Annotated in this window: 12 protein-coding genes; 9 read left to right on the top strand and 3 right to left on the bottom strand. The window is 71.9% G+C overall.

Translation table 11 applies throughout. The annotated features are described in order from the left end of the window. Positions 1-20 precede the first annotated feature (20 nt). Positions 21-971 carry a metallophosphoesterase gene (locus BJ959_RS05990; RefSeq protein ID WP_153982940.1) on the bottom strand — a complete coding sequence of 317 codons (951 nt, stop codon included), beginning with the start codon at positions 969-971 and terminating at the stop codon, positions 21-23. Then, positions 968-3520, bottom strand: a complete 2553-nt coding sequence (locus BJ959_RS05985) for a transglycosylase domain-containing protein (RefSeq protein WP_153982941.1) — start codon at positions 3518-3520, stop codon at positions 968-970. Before BJ959_RS05985 ends, BJ959_RS05990 begins: the two co-directional genes overlap by 4 nt. A 48-nt stretch (positions 3521-3568) precedes the next feature. On the opposite strand from BJ959_RS05985, the gene sp36 reads away from it, so the two are divergent. Together sp36 and BJ959_RS05975 are read left to right on the top strand one after the other, a co-directional pair. Continuing rightward, positions 3569-3736: a Sp36 family protein gene (gene sp36 / locus BJ959_RS12625; RefSeq protein ID WP_153982942.1), complete on the top strand. Its 168-nt coding sequence runs from the start codon at positions 3569-3571 to the stop codon at positions 3734-3736. Beyond that, the gene (locus BJ959_RS05975) at positions 3733-4194 is read left to right on the top strand and encodes an Atu1372/SO_1960 family protein (RefSeq protein WP_153982943.1); all 462 of its coding nucleotides are present in this window, start codon (positions 3733-3735) and stop codon (positions 4192-4194) included. Before sp36 ends, BJ959_RS05975 begins: the two co-directional genes overlap by 4 nt. Before the next feature lie 105 nt (positions 4195-4299). Here the strand turns inward: BJ959_RS05975 and acs are convergent, their stop codons facing one another. Then, entirely contained in the window at positions 4300-6264 is a 1965-nt protein-coding gene (acs, locus tag BJ959_RS05970) for an acetate--CoA ligase (protein WP_153982944.1), read from the bottom strand. A 405-nt stretch (positions 6265-6669) separates the two neighbouring features. On the opposite strand from acs, the gene BJ959_RS05965 reads away from it, so the two are divergent. From BJ959_RS05965 to tmk, 7 genes are all read left to right on the top strand, one after another. Then, entirely contained in the window at positions 6670-7650 is a 981-nt protein-coding gene (locus tag BJ959_RS05965) for a TadA family conjugal transfer-associated ATPase (protein ID WP_341800046.1), read from the top strand. Further along, positions 7647-8642, top strand: coding sequence for a type II secretion system F family protein (locus BJ959_RS05960; protein ID WP_153982945.1), 996 nt, complete (start codon positions 7647-7649; stop codon positions 8640-8642). The genes BJ959_RS05965 and BJ959_RS05960 overlap by 4 nt, the downstream gene beginning before the upstream one ends. A 115-nt stretch (positions 8643-8757) precedes the next feature. Continuing rightward, a complete protein-coding gene (locus tag BJ959_RS05955; protein WP_153982946.1) occupies positions 8758-8982 on the top strand; it encodes a DUF4244 domain-containing protein in 225 nt (74 codons plus the stop codon). 101 nt (positions 8983-9083) lie between these two features. Next, positions 9084-9392 (top strand): TadE family type IV pilus minor pilin, encoded by a 309-nt coding sequence (locus tag BJ959_RS05950; RefSeq protein ID WP_153982947.1) that lies wholly within the window; start codon positions 9084-9086, stop codon positions 9390-9392. Next, a complete protein-coding gene (locus BJ959_RS05945) occupies positions 9389-9760 on the top strand; it encodes an Rv3654c family TadE-like protein (RefSeq protein WP_341800047.1) in 372 nt (123 codons plus the stop codon). The genes BJ959_RS05950 and BJ959_RS05945 overlap by 4 nt, the downstream gene beginning before the upstream one ends. Before the next feature lie 137 nt (positions 9761-9897). Beyond that, complete coding sequence (gene topA, locus BJ959_RS05940) at positions 9898-12684, top strand: type I DNA topoisomerase (protein WP_153982948.1); 2787 nt, start codon at positions 9898-9900, stop codon at positions 12682-12684. Between the two features lie 38 nt (positions 12685-12722). Continuing rightward, positions 12723-13355 (top strand): dTMP kinase, encoded by a 633-nt coding sequence (gene tmk / locus BJ959_RS05935; protein ID WP_153982949.1) that lies wholly within the window; start codon positions 12723-12725, stop codon positions 13353-13355. Positions 13356-13358 lie beyond the last annotated feature (3 nt).

Genomic DNA, 13358 nt, shown 5'->3' with positions numbered 1-13358 from the left:
GCTCGAGAGCGGGCAACCCGTCAAGAATAGCCGATGTCGTCGCCCACCAGTGTCACGAGCACCGCCTCGGGCGGGCAGGCGAACCGGATGGGCGCGTAGATCGATGTGCCGAGCCCCGCCGAGACGTTCAGGTACGAGGCCTGATGGGCGTGGTGCCACACCGACAGCCCACGGGCGCGGTCGCGCGGCAGGTCGCAGTTGGTGACCAGCGCTCCCACTCCGGGAACACAGACCTGGCCGCCGTGGGTGTGCCCGGCGAAGATCACGTCGGCGCGCTGGGTGGTGAAGGCGTTGAGCACACGCTGGTACGGCGCGTGCGTCACCCCGAGGACCACGGCCGGGTCATCGGTGTCGTCCTCGTCGAGCTCGCGCAGGGCATCCATCATCGCCGGCAGGCGGTCGAGGCGGTCCCAGCCGCGGTGGGCGTCGTTGGTGCCCATCAGGTCGAGGATCGTGCCGTTGACGGTGAGCTGCCCGACCGCGTTGTTGAGCGGGATCCAGCCGAGCCGGTCGCGCAGCAGAGCCTCGAGCGCCTCGATGTCGAGCCGCGTCGCGGTGGCGGTCTCGCCCTTCGACGGCCCGGTCAGGTAGGCGAGCGGGTTCTTCGGGGTGGGGGCGAAGTAGTCGTTCGACCCGTGCACGAAAGCACCGGGCACGCCGTCGAAGGCGCTGAGTGCCTCCGCGAGCGCCGGCAGGGCATCCGGATGCCCCAGATTGTCGCCCGTGTCGATCACCAGATCGGGCTTCAGGTCGGCGAGCGAGCGCACCCACTCGATCTTGTCCCGCTGCCACGGTGCGAGGTGGAGGTCGCTGAGGTGGAGCACGCGGATCGGGTCGGCGCCGGGGGAGAGGACGGGCACGACCTCGCGGCGCACCCGGTACGCCTTCCGCTCGATCAGCGTCCCGTAGACGGCCGCGGCCGCCGCGATCCCGAGGGAGGCGACGGCCGCGGCCCGGACTGCTCGACTCATCCGCAGTCCAGGCGTTCGACGGTGATGGTGACGGCCGTGCCGAACTTCACCTTCGCCCCGCCCTTCGGCGTCTGGTCGACCACGATGTTGTCCTTCTCCGGCGGCGAGTCCGCCGGGAGCTCCTGGCAGATCTCGCTGATCGTGAGGAACCCGGCCGCGTTGAGGGCGGCGATCGCGTCGGGCGCGGTCAGATCGCCTCTCGACACGGTCGGGACCACGATGAGGTTGCCGCGGCTGATCGAGACCTTCACGGTCTGGCCGCGGGCCAGCAGGGTACCCGGCTTCGGCGAGGAGGTGACGATGAGGCCCTCGGCCAGATCGGAGTCGACCCGCTTGCCGATCTCGAAGCGGAAGCCGAGGCCCTCCAGGAGGTCCTTCGCCTGCTCGGCGGTGAGTCCGGCGACGTCCGGCAGGGTCACGCCCGACCCGTTGAGCAGCCGTGCCGGAACGGCCGGGAACTGCCCGCCGCCATACTGCCGGTTGGCCTCCGCCTGCGCGATGCGGAACACGTTGTGGCGCATCAGGGTGCCGGCGGGAAGGAACGTGATGTTGTACTGCCCGACCACATTGCCGACCCACACGACCGTCGTGACCTTGGTGCTGCCGCCCGCCATCCAGGTGTGGACGGCGGCGTCGGTGGTTCCGGTCTTGCCGATTAGGGGGATCCCGTCGCCGACGACGGAGGTCCGGGCGGTTCCGAGGCCGAAGACATCGCGCATCGGGCCGGTGGCGGCTGCGGCCACCTCCTCCGAGAGCGCACGCCGGCACTCCTGCTCCTGACCCTTCAGCTCCTTGCCGTCGCGGTCGATGAAGCGGTCGACGATGATCGGCTCGCAGAAGATTCCGCCGCTGCCGATCGCCGCGTAGGCCGCGGCCATCGTGAGCGGAGCGATCTCGTTAGTGCCGAGGATCGCCGAGGGGTTCGTCTGCAGGGGATCGCCGTCGGCGCGGTGCACGCCCATCGCCTCCGCCGTCCGGCGGATCTCGCACAGGTCGAGCTGCTCGGCCATCGCGGCGAACGCCGTGTTCACCGACTGCACCGTGGCATCCCAGACGGAGAGCGCGGGGGCCGCCGGTCCGAAGTTGCCGACGTTCCAGGGGCCGCCGTGGGGGCCGCCACCATCTTCACAGGTGTCCCGGAACGCGCTGTTCTGCAGCCGGTTGCGCGTCGTGTCGACGACCTCGCGCAGGCCCCGGTTCTGCTCGAGCCACTCGAGCAGCGTGAAGATCTTGTAGGTCGATCCGACCTGGAAGCCGCTCGACCCGCCGTAGTCGCGGTCGGTCGCGTAGTTCACGGCCGTTGTGCCGGGCTTGCCGCCCCCGAAGTCGGGGCTGCGGTTGTCGAAGCGCTTGTTGATCGCCATCGACAGCACGCGGCCCGTGCCGTTCTCGACCTGCACGGCGACGCCGCCGAGGTTGGTCTGGGAGACGTTCGCCGGGACGACCTCCCACATGCGCTCCTGCGTCGCGTTCTGCAGCGAGAGGTTGAGGGTGGTGTACACGTCGTAGCCGCCCAGGTGCCATGCCTCGAGACGCTCCTCCTCGGTCGCACCGAGCGCCTCGAAGTCCTTGACCGAGTTGATGACGTAGTCGCAGAAGAACTTCGCGCGCGGGTGCGCGGCGAAGCAGCCGCTCTGCGGCGGGTTGATCTGCACGAACTCCTCGTCGACCGGGATCGCGATCGCCTCGCGGTACTCGGCCTCGGTGATGTAGCCCTCGCCGTACATGAAGCCGAGGATCACGTCGCGGCGCTTCTGGTTGGCCGCGTAGTTCTCGGGCGTGCCGAGCGAGCGGGCGCCGGGCTGCTGCACGATCGCGATGAGGCTCGCCGCCTGTGCGATGGTCACCTCGGAGGCCGGCACGCCGAAGTACTGCTGCGCGGCTGCCTGGATGCCGTAGGTGTTGCCGCCGAATCCGGCGATGTTCAGGTACGCGAGGAGGATCTCGTCCTTCGTGTAGTCCTTCTCGAGGCCGATCGCGAACTTGGCCTCCTGCAGCTTGCGCTCGAGCGTCTGCTCCTGCGCCTGCGCGATCAGCTCGTCGCGCTTCTCAAGCGTCGGGGCCTTGAGGGCCTCGGTGATGAAGATGTTCTTCACCAGCTGCATGGTGAGCGTCGATGCGCCCGACTCGATGCCGCCCGAGACGGCGTTGCCGACGGCGGCGCGCACGATCGACTGGACATCGACGCCGTTGTGCTCGTAGAAGCGGCGGTCCTCGCCGGCGACGGTGGCGTCCTTGATGTACTGCGAGACCTCGTCCCAGCCGACCTCCTCGCGGTTCTCCGCGTAGACGGTGGCGATCGCGCGGTAGCCGTCGGCCGGGTCGGAGGTGCGCTGCGCGTAGAGGACGTTGCGCTGCGTCTGCTCGTTGATCCGCAGATACTCGGGCAGGCTCTCGAAGATGCCGATGGTGTTGCTCGCGGCCATCCCCGTGACAGCGAGCGCGGGAGTGACCATGACGGTCACGAGAACACCCGCGACGGCGCTGAGACCGACCATGCCGGCGATCGCGCCGAGCACACCGGTGACCTTCTGATTCTGGGCAGACATATGATCAAGGGTACGCCACTGCCCTTATGACCCCCCTGAATGGAGCCTATGGTGACCCGTTGGGAGTACGTGACGACCCCCCTCATGATCCACACGACCCAGGCGATCCTCAACAACTGGGGCAGCGAGGGCTGGGAGCTCGTGCAGGTCGTCCAGGGCCCGGAGGGCGGGCTCGTGGCCTACCTGAAGCGTCCGGTCGAGGAGGTCTCGGCGTGAGCGCGATCGAAGCTCGCTTGAGCGAGCTCGGCATCAGCATCCCCCCGGTGACGAAGCCCGTCGCCGCCTACGTCCCCGCCGTCGCGACCGGCAATCTCGTCATGACGGCGGGGCAGCTGCCCTTCGTCGACGGCGCGCTGCCGGCGACCGGCAAGGTCGGCGCGGAGGTCGCGGCCGAGGACGCCGCGGGGTACGCGCGCACCGCCGTGCTCAACGCCCTCGCCGCCGTGCAGGGCGCCATCGGCTCGCTCGACCGCGTCACCCGCATCGTCAAGGTCGTCGTCTTCGTCGCCTCGGAACCGGATTTCACCGGCCAGCCGGCGGTCGCGAACGGCGCGTCGACCGTTCTCGGGGAGATCTTCGACGAGCGCGGCCAGCACGCGCGCAGCGCCGTCGGTGTCGCGGTGTTGCCGCTGGATGCTCCGGTCGAGGTCGAGCTGATCGTCGAGTTCGCCTAGCGCGCGTCCCTCCGCTCGCGTCTCCCCCTTCTGCACGCGCGAACAGCCCCGGCCCGAGGCCGGGGGTGTTCGCTTCGGAGGCGTCCCTCTCGGAGCGGCGGCGGCTCAGTCGAGCGTGCCGCGGATCGACTGCACGACGTTCACATCGGTGAGCGTCGTCGTGTCGCCGATCTCGCGTCCCTCGGCGATGTCCTGCAGCAGGCGCCGCATGATCTTGCCCGAGCGGGTCTTCGGCAGCTCGGCGACGACGAACACCTCGCGCGGCCGGGCGATGGCGCCGATCTGCTCGGCGACGTGCTGCCGCAGCATCGTGCTCGCCTCGGTCGCGGTGACGCTGCCGGCCTTCTTCGCCCGCAGGATCACGAAGGCGACGACCGCCTGACCGGTGGTCTCGTCGCTCGCGCCGACGACGGCCGCCTCGGCGACGATCGGATGCGAGACGAGAGCCGACTCGATCTCCATCGTCGACAGCCGGTGGCCCGAGACGTTCATCACGTCGTCGACGCGGCCCAGCAGCTGCACGTCGCCGTCGGCGTCGAGGTGCGCACCGTCGCCGGCGAAGTACAGCGGGCCGTTCGGCAGGTGCGCGAACTTCGACCAGTACGTGTCGCGGAACCGCTCGGGGTCGCCCCAGATGCCCCGCAGCATGCTCGGCCACGGCTCGGTGATGACGAGCAGGCCGCCCGCCTCCTTGCCGACGTGCACGCCCTCCTCGTCGAGCACGTCGACGCTGATGCCCGGCATGGGCACCTGGGCCGAGCCCGGCTTGGCGACCGTGATGCCGGGCAGGGCGCTGATCATGATCGCGCCGGTCTCGGTCTGCCACCAGGTGTCGACGACGGGGGTCGTGCCGCCGCCGATGATCTCGCGGTACCAGACCCAGGCCTCGGGGTTGATGGGCTCGCCGACGGAGCCGAGCACGCGCAGGCTCGACAGGTCGAACGACTGCGGGATCTCCCGCCCAAGCTTCATGAACGAGCGGATCGCCGTCGGCGCCGTGTAGAAGATGCTCACCCCGTACTTCTGGATGATCTCCCACCAGCGGCCCGGATGCGGCGTGTCGGGCGTGCCCTCGTACAGCACCTGCGTCGCGCCGTTGGCGAGCGGTCCGTAGACGACGTAGCTGTGGCCGGTGATCCAGCCGACATCGGCGGTGCACCAGTAGACGTCGGTCTCGGGCTTGAGGTCGAAGACGTTCTTGTGCGTGAACGCCGCCTGGGTGAGGTAGCCGCCGCTGGTGTGGAGGATGCCCTTCGGCTTCCCGGTCGTGCCGCTCGTGTACAGGATGAAGAGCGGGTTCTCGGCCTCGAAGCCCTCCGGCTCGTGCTCGTCGGAGACGCCCTCGAGCTGCTCGTGCCACCACAGGTCACGGCCGTCGGTCCAGTCGACCTCGTTCTCGCCCCGGCGCACGACGAGCACGTTCTTCACGCTCGTCTCGCCGGCGGCGAGCGCGGCGTCGACGGCGCCCTTGAGCGGGAAGACCTTGCCCTTGCGCCAGCCGCCGTCGGCGGTGATGACGAGCGTGGCATCGGCATCCTCGACGCGCGCCCGGATGCTCTCGGCACTGAACCCGCCGAAGATCACCGAGTGGATCGCGCCGAGGCGCGCCACGGCGAGCATGGCGATGACCGCCTCGGGGATTACCGGCAAGTAGATCGCCACCCGGTCGCCCTGGCCGATGCCGAGACCGGCGAGCATGTTGGCGGCGCGCTTCACCTCGCGGGTGAGCTCGGCGTAGGTGATGCTGCGGCTGTCGCCGGGCTCGCCCTCCCAGTGGATGGCGACGCGGTCGCCGATACCGGCGGCGACGTGGCGGTCGAGGCAGTTCTCGGCCACGTTCAGCGTGCCGTCGGCGAACCAGCGCGCGAACGGCGGGTTCGACCAGTCGAGGGTCTCGGTGAACGGGGTCTGCCAGTGCAGCTCGCGGGCCCGGGCCGCCCAGAAGGCGAGCCGGTCGGCGCGGGCCTCGTCGTAGATCCCGGGCTGGGCCACCGCGGCCGCGGCGAACTCGGGGCTCGGCGGGAAGCGCCGGTCTTCGTGCAGGAGGCTGTCGATCGAGGTCGTGGACATCGTCATCCTTGGTCGATGTGAAGCGGACTGGCCTGGTCTGCCGACTTCGAAACAGAGGTGGCATAAGCATAGGGGGCCGCCGGTGCGGTGTTCGACCCGCGATTCTGTCCCCCCGCCGGGGGACATTTTGCTGAGTCCTCCCTATGGAGGACATTCTGGGGGGGCGAATTCGCTTGACCTGAGATTTCCCCGCCCTACACTTGACCTGTCAGCAGCAAGCCTGACTTTGGCAGCACGACCGATTCCCCCCAATCACGTGTTGCTGTGGCGGTGCCCGATTCCCCCCAATGCGGGCACCGCCCCCGACGTCCCGACGGCCCCTCCCCACGAGGGGCCGTCGGTGTTTCCGGCCCCGGAAGCGGGGCGCGCCCTCGGCACCGGACTCTCCCGCGCGACCCTGCGGTCGTGCAGCCCTTCGTGCCCGTCGCCGGCGTGCCGCGCGAGCGGCCCCTCGCGCCGCCGGTGCGCGCGGCGCTCGGGCCGCTCGCCGCGCTCGCTGCCGACCCGGTGGCGACCGACGTGTTCGTGACACCTGACGGCGGCGTCTGGGCCGACCGCGGTGCGGGCGTCGAGCGCGAGCCGGGCCTGCGGCTGCTCCCCGAGGCCGCGCGAGCCCTGGCCGTCGGCATCATCGCCGCGGGCGGCCGCCACGTCGACGAGGCGAGCCCGAGCGCCGACGTGCGGCTGGGCGCGGGCATCCGGGCGCACGTCGTTCTGCCCCCGGTCGCGTGGGCGGGCACCGCGATCTCGCTGCGGCTGCCGCGCGTCGACCGGGTCACCCTGGCGGGCTGGGGGCTCGAGCCTGCGGTGCTCGCCGCACTGCACGGCGCCCTGCTCGAGCGGCGCACCGTGCTGTTCGCCGGCGCCACCGGCAGCGGCAAGACCACCCTCATGGCGGCCTGGCTGAGCGCCGCGCCGCCCACCGACCGCATCGTGCTCATCGAGGACGTCGCCGAGGCGCCGGTCGAGCATCCGCACGTCGTCGGGCTCGAGTGCCGGCAGCCGAACATCGAGGGCGCCGGTGGTGTCGACCTCGCGCGCCTGGTGCGCGAGGCGCTGCGGATGCGGCCCGATCGACTGGTCGTCGGCGAGTGCCGCGGGGCGGAGGTGCGCGAGTTCCTCGCCGCCCTCAACACCGGCCACCGCGGGGGAGCGGGCACCCTGCACGCCAACTCGCTCACCGATGTCGCCGCCCGGCTCGAGGCGATCGGCCTCATCGCCGGGCTGCCTCCCGCCGCGCTCGCGCGGCAGGTGCTGAGCGCCATCGATCTCGTGGTGCATCTCGCCCGCGGAGCCGACGGCCGTCGCACCGCCGCGATCGGGCGCTTCGTGCTCGACGCGCGGGAACGGCTCGTCGTCGTCCCCGCCGAGGGGGAGCAGGGATGACGGAGGCCGGCGCTGAGGCCGGCGCTGACGCGGGCGCCGAGCCCGAGGCCGCGCTCGCCGCGGCGCTGCAGCGCGTCGCCGTGCTGATCGGGGCGGGGCTCTCACCGCGCACCGCGTGGGCGCACGTCGGGGAGGCCTCCGCCGACGCGACGGTCGCCGCCGTGGGGGCGCGCGTCGCCCAGGGTGACGCCGTGCCGGTCGCGCTGGTCGAGGTCGCGCTGAGGGTCGTCGCGTCGCGCTCGCGCCGCGCAACCGTCGCGGGCGCCGATGGGCTGGCCGCCTGGCGCTCGACCGCCGCCGCCTGGCGGGTGGCGGAGACGAGCGGCGCCCCGCTCGCGCCGGCCCTGCGTGCGTTCGCCGAGGGGTTGCGCGATCGGGAGGCGGCCCGCCGCGACATCCGCATCGCGCTCGCCGGGCCGCGCTCGACGGCATCGATCGTGCTGCTGCTGCCGGCGATCGCGCTCCTGCTGGCCCTGCTCATGGGTGTCGACCTGGTCGGCGCGCTCGCCTCTCCGCTCGGCGCGGCCGCGCTCGTCGCGGGCGGCGCGCTCGTGGTCGTCGCCCGGCGCTGGATGCGGCGCCTCCTGCGCGCCGCCGAGCCACCCGCGCCGACCACGGGCCTGGCGCTCGACCTGCTCGCCGTCGCCGCCGGCGGGGGAGCCTCGCCCGAGCGCGCGGTCGCCCTCGTCGCCGCGGAGCTGCGGGCCGCGCATCCCGAGCTCGCCGCGGGCGGCGCTCTCGACCCCGACCTCGCCGCCATCGCTGACCTGGCCGCGTTCTCACGCCGCGCGGGCGCACCCCTCGGCGAGCTCGCCCGTACCGAGGCCGCCGAGCTGCGGGCGCGCGCCCGGGCGGCCGCCCGCGAGACGGCCGAGGCGCTCGGCGTGCGGCTCATGCTGCCGCTCGGCGCGTGCATCCTGCCCGCGTTCCTGCTGATCGGCGTCGTGCCGATGCTCATCGGGCTGCTGTCCTCCACAGCGGGCGCGCCGTGACACGGGCCGCCGCCCATCCTCCGGCTTGCTCCCGACGGATGCGGGATCGCGGCATCATCGAACCGTTCGTGCCGCCCATCCCGCCCCCTCGGGGGCTCGATCGAACGGACGAGCCATGACCCGCACGACCACCCCCTCCACCCCCTTCCGTCGCGCGCAGCGCCTGCTGCCGCGCCTCCGCCCGACCGCCGACGACCGTGGGGCCGCGACTGCCGAGTACGCGATCGCCACCATGGCCGCGGTCGGCTTCGCGAGCCTGCTCGTGGTCATCATGCAGAGCGACGAGGTGCGGGGCATCCTCACCGACCTCGTGCGCACCGCCCTCACCGTCGGCGGCTGAGCGTGAGAGGTCGCGGCGGGCGCGGCGCAGGCTGTGCTGGTGGGCACTGCGCCGATACCGGCGCAGGCTGTGCTGGTGGGCACCGCGCCGATATCGGCGCAGTGACGGCCGAGCTGGCGGTCGGGCTGCCGGTCGTCGTGCTCGTGCTCGGGGCCTGCCTCGGCGGGCTCGGGGCGGCCACCGCACAGCTTCGCGCGCATGACGCGGCCGCCGATGCTGCGCGACTGCTCGGGCGGGGCGAAACGGTGGCGAGCGCCGAGCGCGTCGTCGAGCGCACCGTGCCCGGCGGGCGCCTCGCCGTCTCGCGGCCCGACGAGCTCATCTGCGCGAGCGTCGCGGTCGAGCAGCGCGTGCTGCTCGTTCCGATCATCGTCAGCGGGCGATCGTGCGCGCTCGACGCGGGATGGTGAGCATCCCCGCTCGTCCGGTCGCACCGGCTCCCCCCGACCACGGGGCGGGCACGGTGCTCATCGTCGGACTGGTCGCCGTGCTGCTCGCCGCGGGACTGGCGCTGGTCGGCGCGGGCGTCGCACTGGCGCGCGGGCAGCAGCTCTCCGCCGCCGCGGATGCGGCCGCGCTCGCCGCCGGCGACGTGCTGCTCGGCTGGGTTCCGGGGGAGCCGTGCGCGGCGGCGGCGCGGGTCGCCGCGGCGCACTCCGCGCGGCTTCTCGACTGCTCGAGCGAGGGGCTCGCGGTGACCGTGCGGGTCGGTGCGAGCATCCTGGGCATCGCCGTCGAACGGTCGGCGCGCGCGGGCGCCGCCGACCTCGCGGAGTAGACGTGCGGTGAATCCTGTGTATCGTGTGGCTCACCGCGGCATCGGCCGCGCACCGGTCGGGGTGCGGATGCGATCCCCCCGCCACACAGACAGGGATGTACCGAGCAGCGTCGAATCGGCGCATTAAGAGGAGCACGATGCCGCAGGGCAAGAAGCTGGTGATCGTCGAGTCGCCTGCCAAGGCGAAGACGATCGGCAAGTACCTCGGGGACGAGTACGAGGTGCAGGCATCGGTCGGCCACATCCGCGACCTCGTCGAGCCGAAGAACCTGCCGCCGGAGCTCAAGAAGGGCCCGCTCGGCAAGTTCTCCATCGACGTCGACAACGGCTTCGAGCCGTACTACGTCGTCTCCGACGCCAAGAAGAAGACGGTCGCCGAGCTGAAGCGCGCGCTCAAGGAGGCCGACGAGCTCTGGCTCGCCACCGATGAAGACCGCGAGGGCGAGGCCATCGCGTGGCATCTGCTCGAGGTGCTGAAGCCGAAGGTGCCGGTCAAGCGGATGGTGTTCCACGAGATCACCCAGGAGGCGATCCAGCGCGCCGTCGACGCCACCCGGGAGCTCGACACCGCGCTCGTCGACGCGCAGGAGACCCGGCGCATCCTCGACCGGCTGTACGGCTACGAGGTCAGTCCCGTGCTGTGGCGCAAGGTCGGCCCCGGCCTCAGCGCTGGCCGCGTGCAGTCGGCCGCGACCCGCCTGGTCGTCGATCGCGAGCGCGAGCGCCTGGCCTTCGTCAGCGCGAGCTACTGGGACCTCGACACGACCCTCACCCCTGCCGGCGCGAGCACGCCGTTCACCGCGCGCCTCGCCCGCCTGGACGGCAAGAAGGTGGCCACCGGTCGCGACTTCACCGACCGCGGCGAGCTGAAGGCCGCGGACGCGATCGCCCTCGACCAGCACCTCGCGACTTCGCTCGCCGAGGCGCTGCGCGACCCGGCCCTCGCCGTCACCGTCACGAGCGTCGAGTCGAAGCCCTACACGCGCCGACCCGCTGCCCCGTTCACCACCTCGACCCTGCAGCAGGAGGCCGGCCGCAAGCTGCGCTTCACCGCACGGCAGACGATGTCGATCGCGCAGTCGCTCTACGAGAACGGCTACATCACCTACATGCGCACCGACTCGACGACCCTGTCGCAGCAGGCCGTCGACGCCGCCCGCTCCCAGGCCGCCGCGCTCTACGGCGCCGACAGCATTCCCGACAGCCCCCGCGTCTACGCCAGCAAGTCGAAGAACGCGCAGGAGGCCCACGAGGCCGTGCGCCCGGCGGGCGACGTCTTCCGCACTCCCGCCGAGCTCGAGGGCACGCTGCGCGGCAACGACTGGAAGCTCTACGACCTGATCTGGAAGCGCACCGTCGCCAGTCAGATGGCGGATGCTCGCGGGCAGACCGCGTCGGTGAGCATCCAGGCCGGCCCCACCGGGCAGGCCGCGACGCCCGCGAACACGACCGCCGAGTTCGCCGCGAGCGGCACCGTCATCACCTTCCGCGGCTTCCTCGCCGCCTACGAGGAGGGCCAGGACGAGGCGCGCGACGCCGAGTCGACCGAGCCGGAGGAGGCCAAGCTGCCGCCGCTCATCGTCGGCCAGACGCTGAGCGTCGTCGACGTCGAGCCGAAGGGCCACGAGACGAGCCCGCCCGCGCGCTACACCGAGGCGAGCCTCGTCAAGGCGCTGGAGGAGCGCGGCATCGGCCGCCCCAGCACCTACGCCGCGATCATCTCCACCATCGTCGACCGCGGCTACGTGACCCCGCGCGGCTCGGCCCTCGTGCCGAACTGGATCGCCTTCTCGGTCGTGCGCCTGCTGGAGGAGAACTTCGCCGACCTCGTCGAGTACGACTTCACCGCCGAGATGGAGGCCGACCTCGACCGCATCGCCAACGGGGAGGCCGACCGCACCGAGTGGCTGAAGGGCTTCTACTTCGGCGACGACCACCAGCCGGGTCTGCGGCCCGTCGTCGACAACCTGGGCGAGATCGACGCCCGCGCCCTCAACTCGATGCCGATCACCGACACGATCACGCTGCGCATCGGAAAGTACGGCCCCTACCTCGAGGTCGTCGAGCCCGACGCCGCGCCCGGGCCCGATGGTGCCCCGACGCCGCGTCGCGTCAACCTGCCGCAGGATCTCGCGCCCGACGAGCTCACGCCCGCCAAGGCGATCGAGCTCGTCAACGCCCCGGTCGTCGGCGACCGCGTTCTGGGTGTGAACCCCGCGAACGGCAAGAACGTCGTGGTCAAAGACGGCCGCTTTGGGCCCTACGTCACTGAGGTCGACCCCGAGCCTGCGCCGGATGCTCCTACCGAGCCCGCCGCCGAGCAGGTCGACCCCGCCACGGGCGAAGTGCTGTCCGCACCGAAGAAGCGCGCGGCCAAGAAGCCTCCCGTCGAGAAGCCGCGCACCGCATCCCTCTTCAAGGAGATGTCGCCCGCTGAGGTCGACCTCGAGACCGCCCTGCGGCTTCTCGACCTGCCGCGCGTCGTCGGCGACGACCCCGAGAGCGGCGAGCCGATCACCGCGCAGAACGGCCGCTACGGCCCGTACCTGAAGAAGGGAACCGACACGCGATCGCTCGACAGCGAGCAGCTGATCTTCGACATCGACCTCGCGGGGGCGCTCGCCCGGTTCGCCGAGCCGAAGTACGGTGCCCGCAAAGCGTCGAGCGCGCTCAAGGAGTTCGACGCCGACCCGGTCAGCGGCAAGCCGATCAAGCTCAAAGACGGCCGCTTCGGCCCCTACGTCACCGATGGCGAGACGAACGCCACCGTGCCGCGCGGGGAGGACCCGATGGAGATCGACTTCGACCGCGCCGTGCAGCTGCTCGCCGACAAGCGCGCCAAGGGCCCGGCCAAGAAGCCCGTCAAGCGTGCTCCGGCCGCCGGGGCCACGAAGGCGCCGGCGAAGCGGACGACGAAGAAGTAAGGGCGACGACCGATGAGCGGCGACGCGGAAGGAGTGGCGTGAGTGCGGCGTCGCCCGGCCTGTTCATCACCCTCGAGGGTGGTGACGGCTCGGGCAAGACCACGCAGATGGCGGCGCTCGCCGCCTGGCTGCAGGAGCGCGGCCGCACGGTCGTGCAGACGCGCGAACCGGGCGGTACCGACCTCGGGGTCGAGCTGCGCGAGATCATCCTGCACCGCCGCGGCTACATCGCCCCGCGCGCTGAAGCCCTGCTCTACGCCGCCGACCGCGCGCACCACATCGCCACGCTCGTGCGCCCCGCGCTCGCGCGCGGCGAGGTCGTGCTGCAAGACCGCTACCTCGACTCCTCCGTCGCCTACCAGGGCGCGGGCCGCGTGCTCGAGCCCGGGGAGGTGCGCGACATCTCGCTATGGGCCACCGAAGGTCTGCTGCCCGACCTCACCGTGCTGCTCGACCTCGACCCCGCGGTCGGGCGTGCACGGCTCGACTCCAGCCGCACGCGGTACGACCGTCTCGAGGCCGAGCAGAGCGAGTTCCACGAGCGCGTGCGCGACGCCTACCGCGCTCTGGCCGACGCCGAGCCCGCGCGGTTCCTCGTGCTCGAGGCGAGCCGGCCGGTCGACGAGCTGCAGGCGAGCATCCGCGACCGGGTGTCGGCCCTGCTCGGTTAGGGT

Source organism: Microcella frigidaquae, from assembly GCF_014200395.1.
GTDB lineage: Bacteria > Actinomycetota > Actinomycetes > Actinomycetales > Microbacteriaceae > Microcella > Microcella frigidaquae.
Note: the sequence above shows the minus strand (reverse complement) of the source record. Positions and strands in the feature narration are given on the sequence as shown.

Excerpts from the sequence above, each read along its gene's own strand:
- BJ959_RS05990 (WP_153982940.1), bottom strand. The coding sequence starts at position 971 with ATGAGTCGAGCAGTCCGGGCCGCGGCCGTCGCCTCCCTCGGGATCGCG.
- BJ959_RS05985 (WP_153982941.1), bottom strand. The coding sequence starts at position 3,520 with ATGTCTGCCCAGAATCAGAAGGTCACCGGTGTGCTCGGCGCGATCGCC.
- sp36 (WP_153982942.1), top strand. The coding sequence starts at position 3,569 with ATGGTGACCCGTTGGGAGTACGTGACGACCCCCCTCATGATCCACACG.
- acs (WP_153982944.1), bottom strand. The coding sequence starts at position 6,264 with ATGTCCACGACCTCGATCGACAGCCTCCTGCACGAAGACCGGCGCTTC.
- BJ959_RS05960 (WP_153982945.1), top strand. The coding sequence starts at position 7,647 with ATGACGGAGGCCGGCGCTGAGGCCGGCGCTGACGCGGGCGCCGAGCCC.
- BJ959_RS05955 (WP_153982946.1), top strand. The coding sequence starts at position 8,758 with ATGACCCGCACGACCACCCCCTCCACCCCCTTCCGTCGCGCGCAGCGC.
- topA (WP_153982948.1), top strand. The coding sequence starts at position 9,898 with ATGCCGCAGGGCAAGAAGCTGGTGATCGTCGAGTCGCCTGCCAAGGCG.